This window comes from Microbacterium sp. zg-Y1090 (assembly GCF_030246945.1).
GTDB classification, from domain to species: Bacteria; Actinomycetota; Actinomycetes; order Actinomycetales; family Microbacteriaceae; genus Microbacterium; species Microbacterium wangruii.
The window spans coordinates 530169-556272 of sequence record NZ_CP126742.1 but is presented as its reverse complement, the minus strand read 5'-3'; the positions used below and the strand labels follow the sequence as shown (position 1 = coordinate 556272).

Here is a 26104-nt window from a genome sequence, read left to right as displayed (position 1 = left end):
CCCCGCAACTCCCTCACCACGGATCTACCGGCGCGTACCGCCGGCGAAAGGAAAGAGACAATGGCGACAGTGACCTTCGACCAGGCGACGCGCGCGTATTCCGGCGTGCGTCGCCCCGCGGTCGACAAGCTGGATCTCGACATCGCCGACGGCGAGTTCCTGGTGCTGGTCGGGCCGTCGGGCTCCGGCAAGTCCACCTCGCTGCGCATGCTGGCCGGCCTCGAAGAGGTGAACGCGGGCCGCATCCTGATCGGCGACCGCGACGTCACCGACGTCCCGCCGAAGGACCGCGACATCGCGATGGTGTTCCAGAACTACGCGCTGTACCCGCACATGACCGTCGCCGAGAACATGGGCTTCGCCCTGAAGATCGCCGGCGTCGGCACGCAAGAGCGCGCCGCCCGCGTGCTCGAGGCCGCCAAGCTGCTCGACCTCGAGGAGTACCTGACCCGCAAGCCGAAGGCCCTCTCGGGCGGGCAGCGTCAGCGTGTCGCGATGGGTCGTGCCATCGTGCGCCAGCCCCAGGTCTTCCTCATGGACGAGCCGCTGTCGAACCTCGACGCCAAGCTCCGCGTGCAGACCCGTACGCAGATCTCCTCACTGCAGCGACGCCTGGGCGTCACCACCGTCTATGTCACGCACGATCAGGTGGAAGCGCTGACCATGGGCGACCGCATCGCCGTGCTGGCCGACGGTGCACTGCAGCAGCTGGGCACACCGCGCGATCTGTACGAGCACCCCGTCAACGTGTTCGTCGCCGGCTTCATCGGCTCCCCCGCGATGAACCTGTTCTCCACGCACGTGACCGAGGACGGCATGCGGTTCGGCAGCGCCACCGTTCCGATCGAGCGCGACGTCGCCGCGTCCGCCGGACCTCGCGTCACCATCGGCGTCCGACCGGAGGACATCGCCATCGGGAGCGCTTCCGACGCAGGGTTGGCCATCACCGTGGACCTCGTCGAAGAACTCGGCGCCGACGGATACCTCTACGGACACGCCGACATCGACGGCGAGCGCATCCCGATCATCGCCCGGGTCGATGGCCGGGTCCACCCGGCCGTCGGGGACACGGTCTCGGCCACCCCGAAGCCCGGGCGCATCCACGTCTTCGACGTCGACAGCGGAGAGCGGCTGAACGCCGGCGTCGCGGAGTGAGCCGCTGCGTCGCGGGCGTGCGCGCGGTGCGACGGCGGGGATCAGGTGAACGGGAAGTCACACGCCGCACGGCGCGGGTCCTGCGCAGCGGACGGACCGGGGATCAGCCCGCGGGCCGCCCGACGCGCCTGCGTCGGTCGATGAGCCGGTTGAGTCGCTCCGACATGACGACGCCCATGATCGCGAGGATGCCGATGAACAGCGGGAACAGCCACAGGCCGAACCACGCCGAGAGCAGGCCGAACAGCGGCGGTGCGAAGGTCGAGCCGGTGTAGGCGGCCGCCATCTGGATGCCGATGATGGCCTGCGAGTTGCGCCGTCCGAAGTTGACCGGGGTCGAGTGGATGATGGCGGGATAGATCGGCGCGGCGCCGAGGCCGGTGAGCACGAGGCCGGCGAGGGCGACCGCGTCGGTCTCGAGAGGCAGCGCGAGCAGCACGGCGCCGAGACCGACCGTGGCGAATCCGCCTCGGATGAGCGCCCGGTCCCCCAGACGGTCGGCGAAGAATCCCGCGAGGAAGCGTCCGCCGGTGATGCCGAGGAGGAACAGTGAGGCGAAGGCCGCGGCGGTGGCCTCGGGGACGTCGCGGTCGGTGACGAGCCACGTGGACGCCCACAGGAGCGCGGTCGACTCCAGCGCGCAGTAGGCGAAGAACGCCGTCAGGATCAGCGCGACGCCGGGGATGCGCAGGGCCTGGGCGAGCGGGACGTGGGTGCGTCCGTGGCCGGGCGCGTCAACGGCATCCGGGTGAACGTCGTCGCGTTCGGTGCTGCTCCCCGGCGGCACGACCGCGTTCACCCTGCCCCACAGCGGCAGGCTCACCAGCAGTACGAAGGTGAGCGCCACCTGGATGAGGCCGACGATGAGATAGGCGCTGGACCAGCCCATGCCCGAGGTGAGCGCGAAGCTCATGATGAACGGGCTGATCGAGGCGCCGAGGCCCCAGAAGCTGTGCAGCCAGTTCATGTGCCGCGCCGCGTAGTGCAGCGCCACGTAGTTGTTGAGCGCTGCATCCACCGCACCGGCGCCGAGCCCGTAGGGGATGGCCCAGAGGCACAGCATCCAGAACGAGTCCGAGAAGGAGAAGCCGACGAGGGCGGCGGCGGTCATCCCCACGCTGACGGCCGTGACGAGTCCGGCGCCGAAGCGTCGCGTGACCCGCTCGGAGGCCAGGCTCGACAGGATCGTGCCGCCCGCGATCACCATCGTGATGATGCCGGCGAGGGACAGCGGCACACCGAGGTCCCGGTGCATCACCGGCCAGCCGGCGCCGATGAGCGAGTCGGGCAGGCCGAGGCTGACGAAGGCGACGTAGATGATCGTGAGGAGCAGGGAGTACACGGCGTGCCGATGGGCCTTTCACGGGGAGCAGAAAGCGCGGCGGTTCGGGTGACCGCGGCGCACGCTCCGAGAGTACACACGCACCGGAACGGTTGCGCGGCGACGGCGGGGCGCGGGCTCACCGGCCGGGCGGCGAGAACGACGACGGGGGCTGCGCCATGTCGCGCAGCCCCCGTCGGGCAGTCTCAGCGGTCGAGTACGACTCTCCGCAGCCCTCAGCCGATCAGCGGGTGCGAACGCCGCTGCGGCGCGTGGCGAAGACGTAGATCGCGAGCACGAGGATCGCGCCGAGGATGGAGCCGATGATGCCGGCGGGCTGCAGGAAGCCGCCTTCGGGGTCGGCTCCGAAGAGCAGGAAGCCGAGGAAGCCTCCCACGAAGGAGCCCACGACACCGAGGACGATGGTCATCACGATGCTCATGCTCTGCTTGCCGGGGATGATGGCGCGAGCGATGAAGCCGGCGATGAGGCCGACGAGCAGGAGTCCGAGGATGGTCCAGAGCATGGGTTTTCTCTCTTTCGTCGGGAGGGCGCCGGCCGGTGTGCGCGGCGCCTGTAGTGACCGGTACAGCTAAGCGGCACCTGAGCTTTCGTGACCAATACCGTGGTTCCCCTTGCCCCTCGGGCGCATCAGGGACTACCTTTCCGCCCCGACAGGGCCGGTCACGACCGAGAGAACCGCCGGCTCAGTCCTCGACGACCCGCACGACGACGTCGATGTTCCCCCGCGTGGCGTTGGAGTAGGGGCAGACCAGATGCGCGGCATCCGCCAGCGCCTGAGCCTGCTCGGCGGGCAGGTCGGGGATGACGACCTCGAGCTCGACGGCCAGACCGAAGCCACCCTCGCCGTTCGAGCCGATACCCACGCGCGCACCGACGCTCGTGTCGTGCAGGGCGACCTTCTCGCGGCGGGCGACGCTCAGCAGGGCACTGTGGAAGCACGCCGCGTAGCCCGCGGCGAACAGCAGCTCCGGGTTGAGGGCGCCTCCCGCGCCGCCCATCTCCTTCGGCACGCGCACGTCGACGTCGAGCATCCCGTCGGCCGTGACCACGTGGCCGTTGCGGCCTTCTCCCGTGGCGAGGGCCTCGGCGGTGTAGATGGTTTCCATGGTGAACCTTCCTGGGTGTGTGTTCCGGTGGCGGAAATGGGGTCGGTCAGACGGATGCCGCGATGTTCGACGCCTCCACGGCGTCGGTATAGGCACGGAGGTTTGCGAGCATGGCCCGCGCGGTGGCCGGCGACACCGCCATGCAGCGGAAGACCTCGCCCGGCACGTGGGCGAGCTCTGCGCGCAGCGCGCGGCCGGATGCGGTGAGGGCGATCGTGACCACCCGCGCATCGGCCGTCGACCGGGTGCGGGCGACGTGGCCGAGGTTCTCGAGGCGGGACAGCAGCGGCGACAGCGTGCCGGAATCCAGCGCCAGGTCGCGACCGAGGTCGCTGACGGTGAGCGGCTCATGCTCCCAGAGCTCGAGCAGCACGAGGTACTGCGGGTAGGTCAGCCCCGACGGCTTCAGCAGCCGGCGGTACACCTGCGTCGTCGCACGGCTGGCGGCATACAGCGAGAAGCACAGCATCCCGTCGATGGCGCGCTCGTCCGTGTGCTGCGGCTCGGTCATCGGGGAAGCATCGCACGGGATTGAGTTGTGCGCAATGCATCTCGCAGAATCGACGCACGACGTGCGACGCCATCGGCTCTGCCGGCCCACTTTCGCACCCAGCCGGGGTTTTTCGCGGCGCTCACCGGATCAACGCAACGCGTTGCCGCCTGAGTTGCCCGTCGTCGAACACCTCGCAGAACTCAGGGCTCAGTCCACGCCCTCTTCCGCTCGCCACCGGGCGTCACGGCCGGTGCGTGCCGGCCCGTTCGTTCCCGCGCTTGTAGTTCCCCGTGATGCGCGCCATCACCTGCTGCGGATCGTCCCGCTCGACATCGTCGAGGAACTTCATCGCAGAGGCCTTGCGCAGCGTCGCCGCCAGCCGTCCATGGTGGCGGATCTCCACACGGTCGCCCCTCACCGTGAACTCGAAGCCGTTCGGTGCGCCTGCCATCCGTCGAGCATGCCGCATCCCGGCGCGAGACGCTGCCCCCGGTCGGACGAGCCTGATCCGAGCCGGCGACGTTGCGACCGGCCGTCGAAAAACGGCCCCCAAAGGCGGTCACGAAAAGGTAACGGAAAACGCTTGTGCCTCGTTATCTTTCCGTTATAGAGTGCTCGCACGGTAGTTGTTTTGCTGTGGCAGCTACCGGCATGTGATTGCAGGACACTCTTGGTGCAAAGGGACAAGGGCCGGTCGGACGCCTCTCCGATCGGCCCTTACTTTTGCCCACGGCGATGCGTCTCCTCCCCAACGAGAGCGGATGCCGACTTTTCACAACCTTGTGTGACCTGGGCTTTCCCCGGGATCAATGTCGGAGGTTGGCGCGAGAATAGCGGCATGAACACCTCCCCCGTCGCATCGGATGCCGCGCTCGCGGCGTCCGACGTCGTGGCGGAGATGCTCGACACCGACCGGCAGATCGCGGCTTTGCAGGCCCGACAGCTGTCGCTGCTCGGACGAGCCGGCGCGATCGCGGCCGAGCAGACCGCCCGCATCCCGATCAGCGCTCAGCGCGAGCGGGAGATGCCCTTGCGATCGATCGCCGCGGAGCTCGCTGCGGCGCTGCGGCGATCGGACCGCGGCATGCAGAACCGCATCCACGAGGCGACCACCATGCTGCGGCAGTTCCCGAGCACCGTGCAGTCGCTGCAGGATGGCCGCATCGACATCGCGCATCTGCGGGTGATCGGTGACGTGGGAACTCGCATCGCCGACCCGGACGCACGAGCGCTCTTTGAGCAGGCGGCGCTCGCGGTCGCAGAGCGGGAGACCGCCGGGCGCGCCAAGCCGATCATCACGATGCTCGCCCATCGCATCGACCCCGTTCCCTCCACTGAGCGCCACGCGACGGCGGCCGCCGGACGGCGCGTCTGGGTGCGGGACCTCGAGGACGGCATGGCAGAAGTGGTGGCGCTGCTCCCGGCGCCGCTGGCGCACGGCATCCGGGATCGCCTCACGCAGTACGCGCGCATTCTCGTCGATCAGTCGAACGTCGGCGACGGCGACGGCGACGCCGACGAGCATGACTCGGGCGCGCTGCCGGCCCGCACGATGGACCAGCGTCGCGCAGACGCCTTCAGCGACCTGCTGCTGACCGGCCACGCCAGTGCCGCGGAATCCGACGGCGCGATCTGCGAGACCGACGCGATCGTGGCACGCATCCAGGTGACCGTACCGGTTGCGGCCCTCACCGGAGCGGATGCCCCCGCGGCCCTCCAGAGCCATGGCCCCATCGACGCACGTTCCGCCCGACACTATGCCTCCACCGCTGCGGGGTGGGACCGGCTGTTCATCGACCCCGCGACCGGCAATGTTCAGGATGCCGACCGGTACCGGCCGTCCCGCGCCCAGCGGCGGCTGCTGCGCGGCCGCGACGAGCACTGCCGCTTCCCCGGGTGCCGTGCGGCCGTGTGGGTCTGCGACATCGATCACACGATCGACTTCGCCCACGGCGGACCCACCCAGGCGTGCAACCTCGCCCATCTCTGCAAACGGCATCACACCCTCAAGCACCACACCGCGTGGTCCGTGCGCCAGAGGCCCGATGGGGTTCTCATGTGGACCAGTCCGACGGGCCGCGTGTATTCGGACGTCCCGCAGCGCGCTCTTGAGTTCCACGCCGCGACGCAGAGCGGCGCACCGCCACCGTTCTGAACCGTGACCCCTCCTCGCTCGGCCCGACGACCAACCCGCGATGACGCCGGTCAGGCGCGCGGCGGCGGTGGGGCGTCGAGGGCAGCCAGCATCCGTACGAGGGCCTCACGCATCTCGGCGCGGTGGGGTTCGGCGAGATCTGTGGTGAACGGCACGCCGTCGGGGATCCACGACATGCCATACATCGTCTCGCGCCAGTCCGCGCCGCCGACGGGCCACCGCGTGCGGTCGGCATCCTCCGCGGTCGCCCCCTGACCCCACTGCCCGAACGACGCGCGCATGGTGTCCAGCGGCAGGTCCATCACGACGTCCGTCTCCACCGGCTGACGCACCCACGATCGGGCGACCGTGATGAACTCGTCGACCTCCTCCGGGGTGAGCGGGCGCGGCTCGAACAGCACGCGCGTGTGCTCCACATCCGACAGCCGGTCCACACGGAAGGTGCGCCAGTCGTCGCGCTCCAGATCCCAGCACAGCAGGTACCAGTGCCGGTCGGCGGGAGCCAGGTAGTGCGGCTCGACCCGACGGCGCGTCATCTCCCCCGCCGCCGACGTGTAGCTGAAGCGCACCCGCTCGGAGTCGCGGCACGCGAGCGCGAGCTCACCGAGCACCGCCGTCGAGGCCGCCTCTCCCCCGCCGACGCGGACGGGATGCACGGTGTCCGCGAGCGCCATGACCCGCCGCCGCAGCGCCGCAGGGAGCACCTGCTCGAGCTTGGCCAGCGCTGTCAGCGCCGTCTCGGCACCACCGATCAAGCGCTGCGTCGCGGCGATGCGCAGGCCGATCGCCATCGCGACGGCCTCGTCATCGTTGAGCAGCAGCGGCGGCACCGCGCTCCCCGCCTCGAGCCGGTATCCGCCGGCCGCGCCCGGCGACGACTCGATGCGGTAGCCGAGCTCCCGCAGCCGCTCGACATCGCGGCGCACCGTCCGCTCGGTCACGCCGAGGCGCTGGGCGAGTTCCGACCCGGGCCAGTGCCGATGGGTCTGGAGCAGGTTCAGCAGTGTCAGAGCACGAGAGGTGGTGTCGGACATGATCGAGAGTCTGCCGCACGATGCGGACCTGATGTGTCCGCGATAGTGCGTACGGTCGGCGCATGTCGAACGAACCCATCCTCGAAGCGCGGGGACTCACCAAGCGCTTCACCGTCAAGAAGAAGACCGTCGAAGCGGTCACCGATCTCACCTTCCAGGTCGCCGCCGGCGAGCTGGTCGCCTTCCTCGGTCCCAACGGCGCCGGCAAGTCCACGAGCCTGCGCATGCTCACGACTCTGCTGCCTCCCACCGACGGCACGGCGCGCGTCGTCGGGCACGACGTGCTGCGCGACCCTGCGGGCGTGCGCGCCCGCATCGGCTACGTCGGGCAGCTCACCAGCGGCAGCTTCTCGCAGCGTGTGCGCGACGAGCTGCTGAGCCAGGGCGCCTTCTACGGGCTCTCGCGCGCCGCCTCCGTCACGCGCGCCGACGAGCTCATCGAATCGCTCGACCTCGCGCCGTTCGCGACACGGGCGGTCCAGCAGCTGTCGGGCGGCCAGAAGCGGCGCCTCGACATCGCGCTCGGCCTCATGCACGCACCGCCGCTGCTGTTCCTCGACGAACCCTCCACCGGCCTCGACCCCCAGAGCCGGGCGAACCTGTGGCAGCACATCCTCGATCTGCGTGCCACGCACGGCACGACGGTGTTCCTCACCACGCACTACCTCGAGGAAGCCGATCGGTACGCCGAGCGGGTGATGGTGATGGACCGCGGCCGCGTGATCGCCGACGACACCGCCGCCCGCATGAAAGCGGAACTCGCCGGCGACCTGCTCACGCTCGGCTTCGATCATCCGGCAGACGCGGATGCCGCACTTCCCGTGGTCCGCCGCCTCACCGAGAGCGATGTCCGGCGCGAGGACGCGGCATCCCTCACCCTCACCGTGCCCGACGGCGACCGGCTGCTGCCGGCCGCGATCCGCGCGCTGGACGAGGCCGGCATCGCCGTCACCCGTGCCACCGGCGTGCCGCCCACCCTCGACGACGTGTTCCTGGCGCTGACCGGACGCACCCTGCGCGACGCCGGCGAGGGCGCGGCAGCAGCCGAGATCGACACGACCGACGCGGCACCCGCCGCTGCCCAGCCGACAGGAGTCGCCCGATGACCGCCACCGCCCGCCCCGACGTCGCCCGCCGCGACACGTCCGTGCGCCCTCACGCCGCGCGCGACACCTGGCACGTGCTCACGCGCGAAATGCGCCCTGTGGTGCGCGACCCGTTCACCCTCATCTTCAGCCTCGTGCAGCCGCTGGTCTTCCTCGGGCTGTTCGCGCCGCTGCTGATCGGCACGTCCGGCGCGCCGGCATCCGAGACGCTCCAGTGGTTCGTGCCCGGGGTGCTGGTGATGATCGTGCTGTTCGGCACGGGCGCCACGGGCTCGAACCTGCAGTACGAGATGATGACCGGCTCGCACGAGCGCACGCTCGTCGCCCCGCTGGTGCGCTCGTCGCTGCTCGTCGGCCGCGCCCTCAAAGAGGTCGTGCCGATCCTCGTGCAGGCCCTTCTCATCGTGCTGATCGCCTGGCCGTTCGGCTTCTCGATCCACCCGCTCGGGCTCATGGTCGGGCTCGCGCTGCTCGCGGTGTTCGGCGTCGGGCTGGGGTCGCTGTCGTATGCGCTGGCGCTCGCGACGCGCGACCGCGAATGGCTCTTCTGGGGCGTGCAGCAGACGCTCATCTTCCCGCTGCTGATCCTGTCGGGCATGCTGCTGCCCCTCGAGGCAGCGCCGGGATGGATGCGCGCCGTCGCCGCCGTGAACCCGATCAGCGGGGTCGTGCAGGCCGAGCGGGCACTGCTCGCGGGTGACATCGGCAGCACCCCGGTGATGTGGGGGTGGGTCGCCGCCCTGGCGCTCGCGGCGGTCGGGCTCGCCGTCGGCATCCGCGCGATGCGCCGCAGCAGCTGACTGCCACACGCCCACCGCGGCCGCGGTGAGCGTCAGACCCCGCCGCCGCCTCCGCCACCGCCGCCACCGCCGGCGGATCCGCCACCCGTGGATCCGCCGGTGGTCGACGACGACGACATCGCCGCGCTCGACAGCGACGCGATGCTCGAGGAGAACGCGGCGGCGTTGAACGCGGCGGCGCCGTAGTACCAGCTCGGGGTGTACCCCGCGTCGCCGTAGTAGACCATGAGCTCGTCGGCCCACTTCTTCTCCTGGCCGAAGACGACCGCGTACGGCAGCAGCGTCTCGTACAGGTGGATCATCTGCCGCGGGTCGTTCACGTCCACCGGCCGCCGCTCGGCGCCCTGCGGCGACTGCAGCATGCGGATGCGGTCCTTCTCCGCCCAGTCGATGAAGACCTTCAGCCCCGCCAGGTGGTCGCGCAGTTCAGCGCCGGCATCCGTCAGCGGCCGGTGGAACACCATCCCGAGGCCGACGGCCAGCGCGATGCCCGACGCCACCATCAGCACCAGCGGCACCGCCTCGTTGACGGATGCCGACAGGGCCAGGCCACCGAACACGATCACCAGCACGGTCGCGACGAATAGAGCGACCGCTGGCCAGGTGCGCACGCGCGCCGGAACCGAGCGGCGCACGCCGCGGCTCTCGAGCTCCTCGCCGGCCTCCTTGAGGATCTTCGACGCCACGCGCGACAGCCGTGTGTCCTGCTTGCCGAACTCGTAGATCGCCCCCGGTTGCGCGCCCTTGCCGAAGAGCCCGTCGAGCAGCATGCGGCCATCGCGGTCGGCCCGCGACGGGTCGATCAGTTCCACCTGCAGCCGTGTGCCGCCGAAGACCCGCTTCGATCCCTCCACAATGCGGATCGACCCCACGATGGCCTGCTCGAGCACCTCCGCCGGGATCGCCTTCGAGGTCTTGCCGAGCATGACTGCGCTCTCGAGCGCATCCACCCCCGGCGGCGGCGTGTACTCCGCGATGATCGTCGACCGGCCGGGGGCGTCGCGCAGGAACCGGCGCCGCGTCCACACCGCGCCGCCCACGGCCCCTGCCAGCACGAGAGCCGACGCCGACTGCGCCCAGCCCCATCCCGACGCCAGGTACGACGAGTCGAACAGCACGAACGTGTCGGGCGCGAACCCGACGGCGATCGTCATCGTCTCGTGCGGCCCGAGGCCCACTGCCTCCGCCGCCACGGTCACCGCGCCGTCGGGCTCCTCGGTCGCGGTGATCGGGCAGGGGTCGGTCGTGTCCTGCTCCCCGGCGTAGCAGGCCTGCCGCCCCGTGAGGTCGGCGGCGAGCGCGGCGTCGATGTGCACCCGCGCCGTCACCTCGCCGAAGGGCTGCGCCCAGTCGACGCCGTTGACGTCCCAGTAGAACTCCTGCCCGCCGCCCTCGAACGTCCAGGTGACGTTCTCGAGGTCGTAGGTGATCACGAAGGTCTGTTCCCCCCGCAGGTACGAGTCCGACCGCGAGGTGATCGAGAACGCGTCGCCGTCGTCCTCGGTCTCCACCGGACGCGCGGCGCCGTTCTCATCGGTGACCGACACCAGCTGCGGGTGCAGGGGCTGCCCGTTGTACGACGTCGGCAGCAGCCGGCGGATGCCGCGGTTCTGGTCGGCGTCGGGGAAGACCGCAACGAACGTCTCGACCACGCGCAGCCGGCTCGTGCCGTCCTCGGCGCGCGTGAGGGTGTAGTCGGCGTCGAGGCTGTCGAACGTGAAGTCGTCCACATCGGTCGCGACCGGGCCGAGCGCGCCCGCGGACGCGGCGAGTCCGAGAAGCATCAGGGCGAACGTCAGAGCGATCCTTCTGAGCACCTGCACCATGCGCTCAGCCTAGGGGCGTGCACGCCCCCCGCGCTGTCCGGCGCTGCCCGGCCGTGGCCGCCCCGGGTCTACAGTTGTCCCCATGACCGACCGCCGCCTCGCCGTGGATGCCTGGGAGGCGCTGTTCCGGGCACAGCACGAGGTGTTCGAGGAGATCCGCGGCGACTTCGACGGGGCCGAGCTGACCCAGGCCGAGTACGACGTGCTGCTGACGGTCACCCGCTTGCCCGACCACACCGCACGCCTGCGCGACGTGACCGCCAACATGCTGATCAGTCAGCCGAGCGTGTCGCGCCTGGTCGACCGCATGGTCACCCGCGGACTGCTCACGAAGTGCGCCGACCCTTCCGACGGTCGCGGCTCGATCCTGCAGGCCACCACCGAGGGGGCGGAGGTGTTCCGCCGCCTCGCCGGTCGCCACGGGCAGTCGATCGCCCGCCGCATGTCGGTGCTCGACGACGACGAGCTGCGCCTGCTGCGCGATCTCGCGGGCAAGCTGCGCCAGAACTGACGCCGGGCCTCGTCACCAGCGGTTGTGCACCTCTTCGGCGAAGCCCAGGATGTCGCGGAACTCGACCCGCTCCCCGTCCTCGGTGGTGAACGTGCCCGACCAATGGCCGAAGCACTGGTCGGTGCGGGAGGAGAGCACGCCGAGGTTCGTGCGGCTCACCTTGTCGTAGAACGGGGCGAAGGTGGCATCCAGCCCACCGCCGGTGACCCGCCACGGTCGCCGCCACATCGCGATGTCGTAATCCCAGGCGAGCTCCTCGTGGATCTTGTGCAGCCGCCCGTCGACGAGCATCGCGTTCTCGGTCGACCCGGTGCCGTCGGTCCACCGGGCGCCGACCTGGATGCCGAACACCCGCCCGGCGGCATCCCGCCCCGATCCGGCGCCCCAGTTCCACTGCACGTCGTACGGCCACCGGCCCCGGCCGTGGTCGAGCACCGCCCATGACTCGCCCGGGGTGACGTCCGACCGCACGCCGTCGACGGTGACGCTGCCGACCGCCGGCCGCGCGACGTCCTTGACGGTGTACTGGAACAGGTGCGGGCTCCACGGGACGACGACGGCGAGCCGCTCATGCCCCGGTGGCAGCTGCGCCACCACGTCGAACGAGGCATCGGCGATCCGTGCCCGCAGGCGCGTCCCCTCGGCGACCTCGTCGATATCGATCTCGAGCCCCTTCGCCCGAGCCCGGGACGAGCCGTGTTCCAGCCGCGAGGCGAGCTCCACCCCGCGCGGCGGGATCACCGTCGCGTCGGCCTGCCACGTGCGCTCGGTCGCCCTGTCGAAGATCCAGACGCCCAGCACCGCGGCGTAGTCGATGGACGACACCGTCAGCGCCAGGATGTGCGAGGGCGTGATGACGTTCCAGTACTCCCAGCGCTTGTTGCGGCCCCACGAACGGGAGTGCACGCGCGACGCGTCAACCACGGGCTGCCGCGCCCAGCCGACGGCGTCGGCGTTGAGCACCCGGCCGTCGCCGGCGGTGAGGGAGATGTTCTCTGTCAGTTCGCGCAGCGTCACGCATGCTCCTCTCGAGGGCCGCCCAGGCGGGATGCCGCCTGCTGCAGCCGTTCATTCATCTCTCGCACGGCGACTTCGTCCACCTTCACGAAGCGCCGGTCGTAGGTCACCATGCCGTTGACCTCGTCTTCGACATCGGACAGTTGGGTGTAGACGGTCGCCGCGAGGCCGCGCTCGATGGCCGGGACGATCTCGCGGTCGTGCAGCCGCTCCAGGGCCCGTTGCAGCGTCGCCCGCGAGCGGTAGCGCCGGTACCCGAAGACCTCTGCAGCCCAGGTGTGCTGCGGCACCGCCAGGCTGTAGCCGCCGTACTCGGTCACCGCCTCCACGCGACCGTGCGCATCACGTCGCCGCGGCAGGCGCACCGGCCGGAAGTAGACGTGCCTGCTGCGCAGGTCGCCGGCCCCCTGGTCGTGCCACCCGCTGGCGTGGTCAACGGGACGGGTGGGATCGAGGGCGGCGACGGCACCCGCGATCCGCGCCGCGTCGAACTGGCCCCACCCCTCGTTGAACGGCACCCACAGCGACAGCGAGACGACGCTGCGCAGGTGCTCGATCATCTCCACCAGCTCCGCCTCGAAGCGCTCCCGGCCTGTGGCATCCGACCGGGCGAACCGGCCGTAGCGGGTGTCGTCGAGGGCGGGTGCGCCGAGGACGGGAGCGGTGATCACGGCGGGGCGGTAGCGCCCGCCGCCGTTCACGGCGTCCTGCCACACCAGCATGCCGAGCCGGTCGCAGTGGTGGTACCAGCGCAGCGGCTCGACCTTGATGTGCTTGCGCAGCATCGTGTAGCCGAGGCGCTTCGCGAGGCGGATGTCGTACCGCAGCGCGGCGTCGCTCGGGGCGGTGTACCCGCCGTCGGGCCAGTACCCCTGGTCGAGGAGTCCCACCGGCAGATGCGGCTTTCCGTTGAGCAGCAGTCGCGCGTGGCCGCGGTCGTCCACACCGACGCCGAACGAGCGCATCCCGACGTAGCTGTCGACGCGGTCCTCGCCCAGGGCGACGGTCACGTCGTAGAGAAAGGGATCCTCGGGCGACCAGGGCCGCACCGGGGCGGGGAGGTCGATGCGCGTGGCCTCGCCCACGGGCACGGTGGCGGCGGCCACCACCTGGCCGGCCGCGCGGATCTCGACGTCGGCCTCGGCGCCCGCGCCGTGGCTGCTCTCGACCGTGACCTCGACCGCGGCACCGGCGAGGTCGGGGGTCAGCACCAGCCGGTCCACCGCCCTGCGCGGCACGATCTCGAGCCACACCGTCTGCCAGATGCCCGACTGCGGCGTGTACCAGATGCCCCCGCGCCGACTGGATTGCTTGCCGCGGGCGAGCCACGCGGCATCCGTCACATCGCGCACCGACACCGTGACCTCGTGCGCGGCGCCGTCGCCCAGGGCACCGGTCACGTCGAGCGTGAAGGGCAGGTAGCCGCCGGTGTGGCCGCCCACCTCGACGCCGTCCACCGCGACGCGGCACGACTGGTCGACCGCGCCGAAGTGCAGCAGCACGCGCTCATCGGCGTGCACCGCCCTGGGCAGCGTGAAGGTGCGCCGGTACCAGAGGGTCTCGCCCGCCCCGACCGCTCGGCCGACGCCCGACAGCGGGGTCTCGGGCGAGAAGGGAACCACGATCTCGCCGTCCCAGGCGGCCGGTGCCGCCAGCGGGTCGGCGACCGCGAGCGGGTCGGATGCCGCAGCCGCGTCGGACGCCGCGAACGGGGTGATGGCATAGGCCCAGACGCCGTTGAGATTGGTCCAGCCCTCCCGCACCAACTGCGGGCGCGGGTACTCCGGCAGCGGGGCTTCGCGGTCGAGCCCTTCCCCCCAGGGGGTCAGCATGGGAGCACTCATGCGGCATCCACCGGCTGCGGCAGGCGGCGCAGCGCCATGAGCGGCACCACGACGAAGAGGGCCACGACGGCGGCGGCGGGGAAGATCCACGGCGTGGGGACCTGCTTGACCACGCCCAGGTCGACGTAGGTCTCATTCGCCCCGATGATGACCGCCGACCCGATGAAGGGGCCGATGACCATGGGGATGAGCACGACGAAGATCATGCGCAGCCCCTGCACCATGCCGATGCGGTCGGACGGCGTCGCGTCGCGCACGCTCGCCGACAGCGACGCGGTGGACAGCAGGAACCCGCCCATCATGACGGTGCCGAAGACGATCACACTGAGCATGTCCCGCACCACGAACATGCCGACGAGCCCGACGATCATGAACAGCACGGCCGGCAGGATCGCCCGGGTCTTGCCGACGCGGTCCACCAGCCGCCCGCCCACCACGCTGATGACGGCGGCGAGGGTCAGCACGCTCGCCAGCACGATCGGGTAGCCGTCGATCCGCAGATACCGCTGGATGTAGATGATGAGGTACGGGAAGAACACCTGCGAGCTGATGCCGATGATCGCCCAGGCCACCAGCAGCGTGTAGAGCCGCGGATGGGCGCGCATCGTCGCGAGCCGCAGGCCGTGCACGACGGCGCGGCGGTAGCCGTCCGGCGTCGCGCGGATGCCGGGGGCATCGCGCACCAGGAACCAGGCCAGCACGCCCACCGCCGCCGTGGCGAGGCCGATGATGCCGAAGAACAGCTTCCATTCGCCCGCCTGGGTGAGCCCGTCGAGCAGGCCGAACACCAGCAGCATCGACATCAGCGGCAGCACCGAGAGCACCGAGTCCACCCGGCCACGGTCGGCGGGCTTCGTGGCGTCGGTCACCCACGCGTTGAACGCGGCGTCATTCGCCCCCGAGCCGAACACCGACATCACGCAGTCCAGCAGGATGATGGCGACCACGGCGGTGCCCACGACCTGAGCGGCCTGGGCGCCGGCCGACGGCTGCACGAAGCCGAAGGTCGCCGTGGTCAGTCCCCACAGGATGTAGCCGATCGCGATGAACGGCCGACGCCGGCGCACCCGGTCGGACCAGGCGCCCACGACCATGGTCGACAGCGTCGCCGCGACGGCGGATGCGGCCACCAGAACCGCGATGACGGTGGGGTCGGTGGTGATCGTGTCGTAGACGAACACGTTGAGGTACATGTTCTCGACGGTCCACGCCAGCTGCCCCACGAAGCCGACGAGCACGACGACCCACCACGTGCGTCCGGCGACGCGCGGCAGGCGGGCGCGGGTGGGAGCGGTGGCAGGAGTGGCGGACATCGGCATCCTTGCTGACGGACCGGGATTCGGGTGGCTCGATCCTACTCGGCAGAGCGGCGCGAGGTCAGCACTCGATGACGTTGACGGCGAGCCCGCCCTCGCTGGTCTCCTTGTACTTCGTCGACATGTCGATGCCGGTCTGCCGCATCGTCTCGACGACCGCGTCGAGCGACACGTAGTGCGTGCCGTCCCCCCGCAGTGCGAGACGTGACGCGGTCACCGCCGTGGAGGCCGCGATCGCGTTGCGCTCGATGCAGGGGATCTGCACGAGCCCGCCGACCGGGTCGCACGTGAGCCCGAGGTGGTGCTCCATCGCGATCTCGGCGGCATTCTCGATCTGCCGGTTGGTGCCGCCCATCACCGCGGTGAGCCCGGCGGCGGCCATGGCGCACGCCGAGCCGACCTCGGCCTGGCATCCGCCTTCGGCGCCGGAGATCGACGCGTTCGCCTTGAACAGCGACCCGAGGGCCGTCGCGGTCAGCAGGAAACGGCGGATGCCGCGGCGGCGGTTCGCGTCGGCGAGCGCCGGGGCGTCGGGGTCGGGAGCGTCGGCCTCTCCGCCGAGGGCCGGAGACGCCGGATGGAACCCGAGCAGCGCACTGCCGACGAGCTCGCCGTACGGGGTGACGGCATTGCCCGACCCGAGCCCGGAGTCGGCGAGGAAGCGCCACCAGTACATGCCGACGGCGGGGAGGATGCCGGCCGCCCCGTTCGTGGGAGCCGTCACGACCCGGCCGCCGGAGGCGTTCTCCTCGTTCACGGCGAGGGCGAAGGCGCCGAGCCACTCGCCCGGCAGCTCGCGCCGGCCGTCGGCCTCGGCCTCCTCGAGCTGGCCGCGGATCACCCCGGCGCGGCGCTTGACCTTCAGCATGCCCGGCAGCACGCCGTCGGCGGCGAGCCCTGCCTCGACGCAGGCGGCCATCGCGTCCCAGATCGCGTCGAGCCCGGCGGCGACCTCCTCCTCGCTGCGTAGCGCCTGCTCGTTGAGGCGGGCCGCCTCGGCGATGGTGATGCCGCGCTCGTCACACAGCGCCAGCAGCTGGTCGGCGCTCTCATAGGCGAGCGGGAAGGGGTGGGCGGCGACCCGCGCGGGTTCGCCGTCGCGGCGGATGAACCCGCCCCCGACGGAGTAGTACGTCTCCTCGGCGACCGTGGCGCCGTCGGCATCCGTCGCCGTCACCGTCATGGCGTTGGGGTGGCCGGGCAGCCGGGTACGCGGAGCGAAGACCACGTCGGCCTTGGCGAAGGGAACGGGGTGGGTGCCGGCGAGCTGCAGCGGCGCGCCCTCGGGCCAGTGGGTCCAGGCGTGGCGGACGTCCTCGGGGTCGACCGTCTCGGGGGCGGCGCCCTGCAGCCCCGCCACGACGGCGTCGGGCGTGCCGTGGCCGATGCCGGTCGCGCCGAGCGATCCGTAGAGCGCGCAGGTGACGCGGGCGACGTGGGAGAGCCGCCCCGACGCGCGCAGGCGGTCGGCGAAGTCACGGCCGGCCCGCATGGGACCGACGGTATGGGAGCTCGAGGGTCCAACGCCGATGGAGAACAGCTCGAACGCCGAAACGTACGCGCTCACACCTCGAGCCTACGACAGAAGCCCCGGACCTGGCCGGTCCGGGGCTTCCGCCGATCAGGCGATGGTCACGCCTGCGGCGACTCGCTCACCTGCATCGAAGGGTTCGAGTCCTCGGTCGTCACCTCGACCTTGCGGGGCTTGGCCTTCTCGCTGACGGGGATCTTCACACTCAGCACACCGTTGCGGTAGGTCGCGGCGATGCGCTCGGTGTCGAGGCCCTGCCCGAGGCTCAGCTGGCGCAGGAAACTGCCGGCTTCGCGCTCGCGGGTGATCCACTTCACGCCCTCACCCACGTTGATCGTGCGCTCCGCGCGGATGGTCAGAAGCTGACCGTCGACGTCGATGTCGACCGACCCCGGGTCGATGCCGGGCAGATCGGCCTCGAGCACGTAGTGGTCACCCTCCCGGTAGAGGTCCATCGGCATCTGCCGCGGGCCGCGGCGGGCGGGGTCCATCAGGGTGTTCGCGAAACGCTCCAGGTCACGGAGCGGGTCGTAGTTCGCCATTCTCGTCTCCTCTTGAGCAGTGCCGGACGCCCGGCATCCTTGTGCAGTCTCAAAAGTTGAGTCGTCTCGACTCAACTGCGCGAATAGACTAGCACTCGTCGCGGAGACTGCAAGGGGTGCGCAGGAGCGGCGCCGGCCTGCCGTGGCGGGGCGCCTGAGAAACACGAAAGGCCCCGGCGAACCGGGGCCTTTCGTTACTGTCTCAACACAGTGTGCGCCCGAAGGGACTCGAACCCCTAACCTTCTGATCCGTAGTCAGATGCTCTATCCATTGAGCTACGGGCGCATGGTCCGAACTGTCGTGCGGGCCGTCGTAAAGCCTACCCGACGCGGGCGCAGTGCGCGAATCGGGCTGCGCGAGCCGGGCGTGTCAGCGGGTCTCGGCGGCGTCCGCGCGCTCCGCCGCCGCCTGGTCCACCGCGCGGCGGTGGGCGCGCAGCCTGGGCAGGTCCACCATGCGCAGCGCCTGCATGCGCGCCTGACGCATGGTCTGGTAATCCGGGTCCAGGTCGGGGCGGGCTGCCTCGATGCGCAGGTTGCGGTCGATGTTCTTGGCCACTTCCGCCCACGCCGCGTCGCGGGCGTCGTCGACGAGCCTGGTGAGCTCCTCGGGATCCTCCGCGCGCTCGCGCAGTTCCTTCGCGATCTTCTCCGACTGCTTGCGGCGTTTGCGGAGGTTGCGCACGTCGCGACTGCGGTAGTCGTGCGTGCCGTCGGAGTCGGTGTGGCGGCCTCGGGCGGCCTTGCGGTCCCGCTCGGCGCGCTCCGCGTCGGCCTGCGCCTCGGCCGCGAGGTTCAGCAGCGTCTCGCGGGCATCGGGGAGGAACCGGGCGACCTCGAACCCCTCGGCGCCGGTGAGGAGGTCCACCAGAATGCGGTTCTTCAGCGTCAGCCGGGTCGCGGCGGACGCGATGTAGAGCCCCTCGGCGACGATGTCGTCCTGCTTCGGCTTCTTGCGCTGGGTCACGGCATCCCCCCTTGATCGATCCTACGGCGGGGGGTGCGCCAGAATCGAACCCACGGGAGCCGGCGGCGAAGGGGGCGGGCGATGCGACCACTGCGGGTGCACGGAGCCACGAGCGTCATCACGGGGGCAGCGGCCGGGATGGGCGCGGAGACGGCCAGGCAGCTGGCCGCGGCCGGCGCCCGCATCGCCCTGGTCGACCGCGACGAGGTGGGGATGGATGCCGTGCGGGCGTCGCTTCCCGGCACGGGTCACACCGTCCACGTCGTGGACCTCACCGACGACGATGCCGTCACCGCGGCGGCCGCGGCGATCGCGGCATCCCACCCGCAGCTGCAGACGCTCATCACGTGCGCCGGGTCATCCATGCTCGGCTCGATCGAGCAGCTCACGATGGCCGAGATGCGGTGGCTCATGGACGTGAACCTGTGGGGCACGGTGAACATCACCCAGGCGCTGCTCCCGGCGCTGCGGCGCGCCCCCGCCGCCCACATCACCCACCTCGCCTCGGTCTACGCCCTCGCCGCCCCCGCCGGGCGCGTCCCCTATGCCATGAGCAAGTTCGCCGTGCGCGGGTTCAGCGAGGCTCTGCGCCATGAGCTCGCCGGCTCCCCCGTCACGGTCGGGGCGGTGTACCCGGCGGGGGTGAAGACGGGGATCGTGCTGCGCGGCCGGTATGCCGCAGCACTGGATCCCGCCGTCGCCCGGCGCGCCGCCGCCGCGCAGGCGGCCATGTACCGGACCGAGCCTGAGGATGCCGCCCGGCGGATTGTGGCCGCCACCGTGCAGCGCCGTGCCCGCACCTTCATCGGCGGCCAGGCCCGGGTCGTCGACCTGCTGACCCGCGCCACCCCGGCCCACTACTGGAGCGTCATGCGCCGGCCGCTGCGCGACGCCGTCGACACGACGACTCCGCCCACCACGAGTGGCACCCCGGATTCGCACCCAGGACATGGGAGCGCCATAGGTTCCCCATAGCAGTGAGGAGCTCAATGGATGGTGTCGCACCGTGCCCGGGTGCGCCACTTCTCCGCTGGAAAGGAGCATCCATGACACCGCGCGACGACGCCCGCCCCTCCCGCCGCCGGCGCTGGCTGGTGGCCGCCCCCACCGCCCTGGCGCTGACCCTCGCCGGGTGCGCCACCGATGCTTCGACGGCCGGCACCGGCGCCGGCGCCGCGACGCCTCAGCCTGAGTCGTCCGCGCCCGCCGTGGACGCCACCCTCGACGGCTTCTCCACCGCCGCCGATGTGCGCGCCGGCAACGAGCAGCCCGACGACTCCGCCGACTCGGCGGACGTGGCCCTCGCGGATGCCGTCACCATCGACCTCGCCGGCTCGACGGCGACCGCCTCGCCGTCCGGCGCCGTCACGATCGACGGCTCCACCGTGACGATCTCCGCCGCAGGCACCTACCGCCTCTCCGGCGAGCTCGACGGGCAGATCGTCGTGGCCGCCGCGGAAGACGCCGCGGTGACCCTCGTGCTCGACGACGTCGACGTGGCCAACTCCGACGGCGCGGCCATCGACATCCGCTCGGCCGGCCAGGCGGCCGTCGTGCTCGCGGGCGGATCCTCGAACGTGCTGAGCGATGCGCGCACCTATCCGGACGACGCCGACGCGCACGCCGCCCTGCACAGCGCGGCCGACCTCACGATCACGGGCGAGGGTTCCCTCGCCGTCGCGGGGAACGGCGGCGACGGCATCGCCTCGGCCGGCGGCCTGGTCATCCGCTCCGGCGAGATCACGGTCGACGCCGTGGGCGACGGCATCCGCGGGACCGACCACCTCGTCGTCCGCGACGGGGTGCTCGACATCACCGCCGGGGACGACGGGCTCACGTCCGACGACGAGGAGCACGCCGAGCGCGGGTACGTCGACATCGCCGGCGGCACCGTCACGGTGTCGTCGGGCGACGACGGCATCGACGCGTCCACCGATGTGGTGCTCACCGGCGGGAGCGTCGACATCACCGCCGGAGGCGGAGCGGCCGGCGACCCCGAGTCGGGCGCCAAGGGGGTGGTCGCCGGCACGATCGCCGTGCTCGAGGGCGGCACACTGACGATCGATGCAGCCGACGACGCCGTCGACACCGACGCGTACGTGCACCTTGCGGGCACCGTCGCGACCCTCGCCTCGGGCGACGACGGCGCGCACGCCGAGCTTCAGCTGGTCGTGTCGGGGGGCGAGGTCACCGTCCCCCGCTCGGTCGAAGGCCTCGAGGCCGGCCAGATCACCATCACCGACGGGTCGATCGAGATCACCGCCGGCGATGACGGCATCAATGTCTCGGAGCCGGATGCCGGCACCGCCGAGCTCACCCTCGTCATCTCGGGAGGCGACCTGCGCGTCGACGCCGACGGCGACGGATTGGACGCCAACGGGTCGATCGTGATCACGGGCGGGTCGACGATCGTGCAGGGGCCGACCAGCGGCGGCGAGGGCGCGCTCGACGCGGACGCCGGCATCACCATCGAGGCGGGCACGCTGTTCGCGCTGGGCTCCGCCGGCATGGCCCAGGCCCCCTCGGCCGACTCCGCGCAGGCCAGCGTGCAGTTCACCGTCACCGGAGTTCCCGAGGGCACCGAGCTGACCGTGGTCTCTGCCGAGGGCGAGCAGCTGGGCACGGTCATCTCTGCCAAGCAGGTGCAGAACGTCGTCTTCTCCGCGCCCGAACTCGTCAACGGCGAGACCTACACCCTGACCTCCGATGGCCGGACGCTGTCGACCGCTGTCGCGGGTCAGCAGCGTGCGGGCGGCATGGGCGGCCCCGGCGACGGGATGGTGGGGCCGGGCGGAACCCGCCCCTGACGACGCGGTGCCCCGCCGGGATATCACTCCCGTCGCGCCGGCTCAACCTCTCGCAAGGGCGTCGTTGCAGGGCTAGGGTCGGGGCCACGACGGACCGACGGGTGACCCCGGCCCGCCTCAGGAGAGGAGCGAGAGATGGGTTTTCTGGACGACGCGAAGAACGCCGCTGAGACGGCAGGCCGCAAGGCCAAGGAAGCGTTCGAAGACACCGCCGACCGCATCAAGGACAAGGTCGACGAGCGCAAGGCCGAATCCGACGTGAACAAGGCCGAAGCGGAGCGCGACTCCGTGCAGACGCGCAACGAGGTCAAGGAGAAGCTCCGCGGCGACGACTGAGCGACAGGCTGAGCAACCTCAGCGGAAGGCCCCCGGAAGCGATGCCGGGGGCCTTCCGCCTGTCCGACGGCGGAACCGAGGTCAGATGGCGAAGATCCGCCAGCTCGCCTCGGCTGTCGCGCCCGGCTCGATGACGAGCAGGCCGGTGTCGAAGCCGTAGCGCGGCGCGTTGAACGCGTCGGGGGCGCAGGTCATCGGCTCGACCGCCAGCCCGATGCGGTGACTGGGATCGGCCGCGCCATCGGGCCGATCGGCGGTGTGCACCTGCACCCAGGAGCAGGCGGCATCCCACGCGATCCCCGCGCCGCGGCCGTCGGCGGCCGTGACGCGCACGGTCGTGACACCGTCGTCACCGGGGGCGAGTCCGGTGAAGGCGTGGTCGATCTCGGTCGCGCCGATCGCCCGCGGCGCACGGAAGTCGAAGGCCTCATCGACGGGACCGAGGGTCGTGGGCACCAGCCGGTCGGGCGTGACCGAGAGCACCTCGGATGCCGGCAGCTCGAGGGTCCAGTCGTCGACCGTGCCCTCCCCCGCGACGAGGTAGGGGTGCGGACCCGTGCCGAACGGGACGGGTCCGGCCGAGAGGTTCTGCGCGCGCACCGTCTGCGTCAGGCCGTCGTCGCCGAGGGCGAAGGTGGTCTGCACGCGCACGCGCCAGGGGTACCCCGTCTGCGGCTCGACGGTCGCGGCGAGGGTGACGTGATCGGGTCCCTTGTCGACCGGCTCGAAGTCGAGCCAGGCCGCCAGGCCGTGCAGCGCGTGCCCGCGCTCCGGCTCGGTGAGGGGCAGCTGCTGCTCGGTGCCGCCGAACGCGTACCGGCCGTCGACGACGCGGTTCGGCCAGGGGGCGAGGGTGGCCCCGCGGTACGCCGGGCGCACCTCGTCGGCGTCGAAGGGGACCACGAGGTCGCGGCCGCTGTGCGTGAACGAGCGCAGCGAGGCGCCGACGCTCGCGACGACGACCTCGCACGCGCCGCGGCGGAGGGTGTGCTGCGTGCCACTGGCGGGAAGGTGCGCCATGATCAGATCCCCTGCGCCAGGCGGTAGTACGCCGCGTTCCAGCGCAGCTCCTTCTGGAAGCCGCGCACCGTGGTGTCCTCGTCGATGACCAGCAGCTCGGTGCCGGCGATCTCGGCGAAGTCGCGGAACACCTCGATGCCCACGGCCGTGCTCATCACGGTGTGGTGGGCGGCGCCCGCGGCCAGCCAGCAGCCCGCGCTCGTGGCGAAGTCGGGCGCCGGCTTCCAGACCGCGCGTCCCACGGGGAGGTTCGGCAGGTCGGGCGCCTCCACGTTCTCGACCACGTTCGCCACCAGGCGGAACCGGTCACGCATGTCACTCATCGCCACGACCACGGCAGGACCGGGGTCGGCGGTGAAGACCAGGCGCACCGGGTCGTCCTTGCCGCCGATGCCGAGCGCGTGCACCTCGAGCCGCGGCTTGGCGCTCGTCAGCGACGGCGAGACCTCGAGCATGTGCGCGCCGAGGATCTTCTCGTCGCCCGCCACGAGGTCGTAGGTGTAGTCCTCCATCAGGCTCGCCCCGCCGGGCAGGCCCGCACCCATCACGTTGGCGACCCGCACCAGGATGGCCGTCTTCCAGTCGCCCTCGGCGCCGAAGCCGTAGCCCTCGGCCATGAGGCGCTGCACGGCGAGACCGGGGAGCTGCTTCAGCGCGCCCAGGTCCTCGAACGACGTGGTGAACGCGCCGAAGCCCCCCGCCTCGAGGAACGTCCGCAACCCGACCTCGATGGCCGCGCCGTCGCGCAGCGACTGGTGACGCTCGGCGCCGGGCCGCAGCTCGTCGGCGACGTCGTAGAGCTCGAGGTACTCGGCCACGAGGGCGTCGACCTGCTCGTCGGATGCCGCGGCGACGGCATCCGACAGTTCGTTCACGCCCCACGTGTTCACCTGAACGCCGAAGCGCAGCTCCGCCTCGGTCTTGTCCCCTTCGGTGACCGCGACGTAGCGCATGTTGTCGCCGAAGCGGGCGAGCTTGAGGGTGCGGGCGGCCTGCCAGCCGGCGGCGGCGCGCTGCCACTGCTCGATCTGCTCGCGCACGACGGGGTTCGACACGTGCCCGACGACCGTCTTGCGCGCGACGTTCAGCCGCGTCTGGATGTACCCGAACTCGCGGTCGCCGTGGGCGGCCTGGTTGAGGTTCATGAAGTCGAAGTCGATGTCGGCCCACGGCAGCTCGACGTTGGCCTGCGTGTGCAGGTGCAGCAGCGGCTTCTGCAGGGCATCGAGGCCGGCGATCCACATCTTGGCGGGGCTGAAGGTGTGCATCCACGCGATGACGCCGATGACGTCGTCGCGTCCGTTGACCTCGAGGGCCAGGCGGCGGATGCTGTCGGAGTCCTTCAGCACGGGCTTCCAGACCACGCGGACCGGGAGATCCGAGAGTCCGGCGACGACGGCCTGCGACTGGTCGGCGACCTGGCGGAGCGTCTCTTCGCCGTACAGGTTCTGGCTGCCGGTGACGAACCAGACCTCGTAGGCGTCGAGGGAGGTGGAGAGGGCCATGGTGTTCCTTCGGTGTCGGGTCAGAGGGCGGCGACGGCGGCGGCTTCGATGGCGAGGCCCGCGCGGTAACGATCGAGGTAGGCGGCGAAACCCGCGACATCGGCGGGGTCGGGGTCGGCGACGGTGACGTCGGCGCCGGCGAAGACCGCGCGGTCGAGGTAGGCGGAGAGGTCGGTGTCGGCGGCGTGGGAGAGGTACGACGCCAGCACGGCGATGCCCCACGCGCCGCCTTCGGCCGCCGTGTCGCCGACGGCGACGGGCGCGCCCAGGGCGCCGGCGAGGAAGCGCTGGGCGACCCCGGCGGTGCGGAACATGCCCCCGTGGGCGAACATGCGATCCAGCGCCACGCCCTCCTCGTCGAGCACCCGCATGCCGAGGGCCAGCGTGCCGAAGACGCCGTAGAGCTGGGCCCGCATCGCGTTGGCGAGGGTGAACGTGCTGTCGGGGGTGCGGACGAACAGCGGGCGGCCCTCGTCGAGCCCCGCGATCGGCTCGCCCGCGAGGTGGTTGTAGGCCAGGAGGCCACCGGCATCCGGGTCGCCGGTCAGCGCCTCGCGGAAGAGCGTCTCGTACACGGCATCCGCGTCGAGCGGCGTGCCTGACGCTTCGGCGAAGCGGGCGAACATCGCCGCCCACGCCGCCAGCTCGCTCGCGCCGTTGTTGCAGTGCACCATGGCGACGGGGTCGCCGGCGGGCGTCGTGACGAGGTCCAGCTCGTGGTGCGCGCGCGCCAGCGGCCGCTCGAGCACGACCATCGCGAAGATGCTCGTGCCGGCGCTGACGTTGCCGGTGCGCGGCGCGACGGCGTTGGTGGCGACCATCCCGGTGCCGGCGTCGCCCTCGGGCGGGCAGAGGGGGATGCCGGGACGCAGGGCACCCGTGGGATCGAGCAGGGCCGCCCCCTCGGCGGTGAGGTCCCCGGCGGGCGTGCCCGCCATGAGCACCTCGGGAAGGAGCGCCGCCAGGTCGAGGCCGGTGCCGAGACCGGCGAAGCGTGCGAGCAGCTCGGGGTCGTATCCGCGCGTCGCCGCGGCGATGGGGAACATGCCCGAGGCATCGCCGACGCCCAGCACGCGGCGGCCGGTGAGACGCCAGTGCACGTAGCCGGCCAGCGTCGTGAAGAAGTCGATGCGCGGCACGTGGGGCTCGTCGTCGAGCACAGCCTGGTAGAGATGCGCGATCGACCAGCGGTGCGGGATGTTGACCTCGAACAGCTCGGTCAGCGCTGCCACGGCCGGGCCGGTGTTCGTGTTGCGCCAGGTGCGGAACGGCACCAGCAGCTCACCGGCGGCGTCGAAGGCCAGGTAGCCGTGCATCATCGCCGAGACGCCGATCGCACCGAAGGTGTCGGGCACGACGCCGTAGCGCATCTTCACGTCGGCGACGAGGTCGGCGTAGGCCGCCTGCAGCCCCGACCAGACGTCGTCCAGGGAGTATGTCCACAGCCGCCCCTCGAAGCGGTTCTCCCAGTCGTGACTGCCGACCGCGAGCACGTCGGCCGGATTCTCCCCGACGAGGCAGGCCTTGATGCGTGTCGAGCCGAGCTCGATCCCCAGGGACGTTCGGCCGGCGCGGATGGCGTCGGCGATGGTCGGCTCGCTCATGAGCGTCTGGTCTCCACCCTCTTCTACGGACAATCCCCCGCCGCGATGTTACCGGTAAAGGCGCCGCTGCGACGCCCGCGCAAC

At 71.3% G+C, this 26104-nt stretch carries 24 protein-coding genes and 1 tRNA gene; 8 read left to right on the top strand and 17 right to left on the bottom strand.

The annotated features are described in order from the left end of the window. Positions 1-60: 60 nt before the first annotated feature. Positions 61-1155 (top strand): ABC transporter ATP-binding protein, encoded by a 1095-nt coding sequence (locus QNO26_RS02460; protein ID WP_257526202.1) that lies wholly within the window; start codon positions 61-63, stop codon positions 1153-1155. 103 nt (positions 1156-1258) lie between these two features. Here the strand turns inward: QNO26_RS02460 and QNO26_RS02455 are convergent, their stop codons facing one another. The 5 genes from QNO26_RS02455 to QNO26_RS02435 form a co-directional block, all read right to left on the bottom strand. Beyond that, on the bottom strand, positions 1259-2497 hold the full coding sequence (locus tag QNO26_RS02455; RefSeq protein ID WP_257526203.1) for an MFS transporter: 1239 nt from the start codon (positions 2495-2497) through the stop codon (positions 1259-1261). Between the two features lie 223 nt (positions 2498-2720). Continuing rightward, positions 2721-3002, bottom strand: coding sequence for a GlsB/YeaQ/YmgE family stress response membrane protein (locus tag QNO26_RS02450; protein WP_257526204.1), 282 nt, complete (start codon positions 3000-3002; stop codon positions 2721-2723). A 181-nt stretch (positions 3003-3183) separates the two neighbouring features. After that, entirely contained in the window at positions 3184-3606 is a 423-nt protein-coding gene (locus QNO26_RS02445; protein ID WP_257526205.1) for an organic hydroperoxide resistance protein, read from the bottom strand. A 46-nt stretch (positions 3607-3652) separates the two neighbouring features. Continuing rightward, entirely contained in the window at positions 3653-4117 is a 465-nt protein-coding gene (locus QNO26_RS02440) for a MarR family winged helix-turn-helix transcriptional regulator (protein WP_285181718.1), read from the bottom strand. Between the two features lie 223 nt (positions 4118-4340). Next, on the bottom strand, positions 4341-4550 hold the full coding sequence (locus tag QNO26_RS02435) for a hypothetical protein (protein ID WP_257526206.1): 210 nt from the start codon (positions 4548-4550) through the stop codon (positions 4341-4343). Between the two features lie 387 nt (positions 4551-4937). Between QNO26_RS02435 and QNO26_RS02430 the strand changes: the two genes are divergently transcribed. Beyond that, entirely contained in the window at positions 4938-6254 is a 1317-nt protein-coding gene (locus QNO26_RS02430; protein WP_257526207.1) for an HNH endonuclease signature motif containing protein, read from the top strand. Positions 6255-6304: 50 nt separating this feature from the next. Here the strand turns inward: QNO26_RS02430 and QNO26_RS02425 are convergent, their stop codons facing one another. Next, positions 6305-7288 carry a helix-turn-helix transcriptional regulator gene (locus tag QNO26_RS02425; protein ID WP_257526208.1) on the bottom strand — a complete coding sequence of 328 codons (984 nt, stop codon included), beginning with the start codon at positions 7286-7288 and terminating at the stop codon, positions 6305-6307. 62 nt (positions 7289-7350) lie between these two features. Between QNO26_RS02425 and QNO26_RS02420 the strand changes: the two genes are divergently transcribed. Further along, complete coding sequence (locus QNO26_RS02420) at positions 7351-8394, top strand: ATP-binding cassette domain-containing protein (RefSeq protein WP_257526209.1); 1044 nt, start codon at positions 7351-7353, stop codon at positions 8392-8394. After that, positions 8391-9194: an ABC transporter permease gene (locus QNO26_RS02415; RefSeq protein ID WP_257526210.1), complete on the top strand. Its 804-nt coding sequence runs from the start codon at positions 8391-8393 to the stop codon at positions 9192-9194. The genes QNO26_RS02420 and QNO26_RS02415 overlap by 4 nt, the downstream gene beginning before the upstream one ends. 32 nt (positions 9195-9226) lie before the next feature. Here the strand turns inward: QNO26_RS02415 and QNO26_RS02410 are convergent, their stop codons facing one another. Next, on the bottom strand, positions 9227-11020 hold the full coding sequence (locus QNO26_RS02410; protein WP_257526211.1) for a DUF2207 domain-containing protein: 1794 nt from the start codon (positions 11018-11020) through the stop codon (positions 9227-9229). An 82-nt stretch (positions 11021-11102) separates the two neighbouring features. On the opposite strand from QNO26_RS02410, the gene QNO26_RS02405 reads away from it, so the two are divergent. Then, positions 11103-11531, top strand: a complete 429-nt coding sequence (locus QNO26_RS02405; RefSeq protein WP_257526212.1) for a MarR family winged helix-turn-helix transcriptional regulator — start codon at positions 11103-11105, stop codon at positions 11529-11531. 12 nt (positions 11532-11543) lie between these two features. Here QNO26_RS02405 and QNO26_RS02400 read toward each other — a convergent pair whose 3' ends face one another. The 7 genes from QNO26_RS02400 to QNO26_RS02370 form a co-directional block, all read right to left on the bottom strand. Then, a complete protein-coding gene (locus QNO26_RS02400; RefSeq protein ID WP_257526213.1) occupies positions 11544-12548 on the bottom strand; it encodes a DUF2804 domain-containing protein in 1005 nt (334 codons plus the stop codon). Next, a complete protein-coding gene (locus QNO26_RS02395; protein ID WP_257526214.1) occupies positions 12545-14392 on the bottom strand; it encodes a glycoside hydrolase family 2 protein in 1848 nt (615 codons plus the stop codon). The genes QNO26_RS02400 and QNO26_RS02395 overlap by 4 nt, the downstream gene beginning before the upstream one ends. Continuing rightward, positions 14389-15705, bottom strand: a complete 1317-nt coding sequence (locus QNO26_RS02390) for an MFS transporter (protein ID WP_257526215.1) — start codon at positions 15703-15705, stop codon at positions 14389-14391. Before QNO26_RS02390 ends, QNO26_RS02395 begins: the two co-directional genes overlap by 4 nt. 64 nt (positions 15706-15769) lie before the next feature. Beyond that, positions 15770-17275, bottom strand: a complete 1506-nt coding sequence (locus QNO26_RS02385; RefSeq protein ID WP_257526216.1) for an L-serine ammonia-lyase, iron-sulfur-dependent, subunit alpha — start codon at positions 17273-17275, stop codon at positions 15770-15772. Positions 17276-17340: 65 nt separating this feature from the next. Next, positions 17341-17781 carry an Hsp20/alpha crystallin family protein gene (locus QNO26_RS02380; protein WP_257526217.1) on the bottom strand — a complete coding sequence of 147 codons (441 nt, stop codon included), beginning with the start codon at positions 17779-17781 and terminating at the stop codon, positions 17341-17343. A 213-nt stretch (positions 17782-17994) separates the two neighbouring features. After that, a tRNA-Arg gene (locus QNO26_RS02375) sits at positions 17995-18067 on the bottom strand. A gap of 84 nt (positions 18068-18151) precedes the next feature. Next, positions 18152-18748 carry an asparagine synthase gene (locus tag QNO26_RS02370; RefSeq protein ID WP_257526218.1) on the bottom strand — a complete coding sequence of 199 codons (597 nt, stop codon included), beginning with the start codon at positions 18746-18748 and terminating at the stop codon, positions 18152-18154. 81 nt (positions 18749-18829) lie between these two features. On the opposite strand from QNO26_RS02370, the gene QNO26_RS02365 reads away from it, so the two are divergent. The 3 genes from QNO26_RS02365 (at position 18830) to QNO26_RS02355 (ending at position 21891) form a co-directional block, all read left to right on the top strand. After that, positions 18830-19723 (top strand): SDR family NAD(P)-dependent oxidoreductase, encoded by an 894-nt coding sequence (locus QNO26_RS02365; protein ID WP_257526219.1) that lies wholly within the window; start codon positions 18830-18832, stop codon positions 19721-19723. A 71-nt stretch (positions 19724-19794) separates the two neighbouring features. Beyond that, positions 19795-21555 carry a carbohydrate-binding domain-containing protein gene (locus QNO26_RS02360; protein WP_257526220.1) on the top strand — a complete coding sequence of 587 codons (1761 nt, stop codon included), beginning with the start codon at positions 19795-19797 and terminating at the stop codon, positions 21553-21555. 135 nt (positions 21556-21690) lie between these two features. Then, the gene (locus tag QNO26_RS02355) at positions 21691-21891 is read left to right on the top strand and encodes a hypothetical protein (RefSeq protein WP_257526221.1); all 201 of its coding nucleotides are present in this window, start codon (positions 21691-21693) and stop codon (positions 21889-21891) included. An 81-nt stretch (positions 21892-21972) separates the two neighbouring features. Here the strand turns inward: QNO26_RS02355 and QNO26_RS02350 are convergent, their stop codons facing one another. Genes QNO26_RS02350 through QNO26_RS02340 form a run of 3 tightly spaced genes read right to left on the bottom strand, consistent with a single transcriptional unit; the run spans position 21973 to position 26020 of the window. Beyond that, positions 21973-22911: an aldose 1-epimerase family protein gene (locus QNO26_RS02350; protein ID WP_257526222.1), complete on the bottom strand. Its 939-nt coding sequence runs from the start codon at positions 22909-22911 to the stop codon at positions 21973-21975. 2 nt (positions 22912-22913) lie between these two features. After that, positions 22914-24416 (bottom strand): L-arabinose isomerase, encoded by a 1503-nt coding sequence (gene araA / locus QNO26_RS02345; protein WP_257526223.1) that lies wholly within the window; start codon positions 24414-24416, stop codon positions 22914-22916. 20 nt (positions 24417-24436) lie between these two features. Then, positions 24437-26020, bottom strand: coding sequence for a xylulokinase (locus QNO26_RS02340; protein ID WP_257526224.1), 1584 nt, complete (start codon positions 26018-26020; stop codon positions 24437-24439). Positions 26021-26104 lie beyond the last annotated feature (84 nt).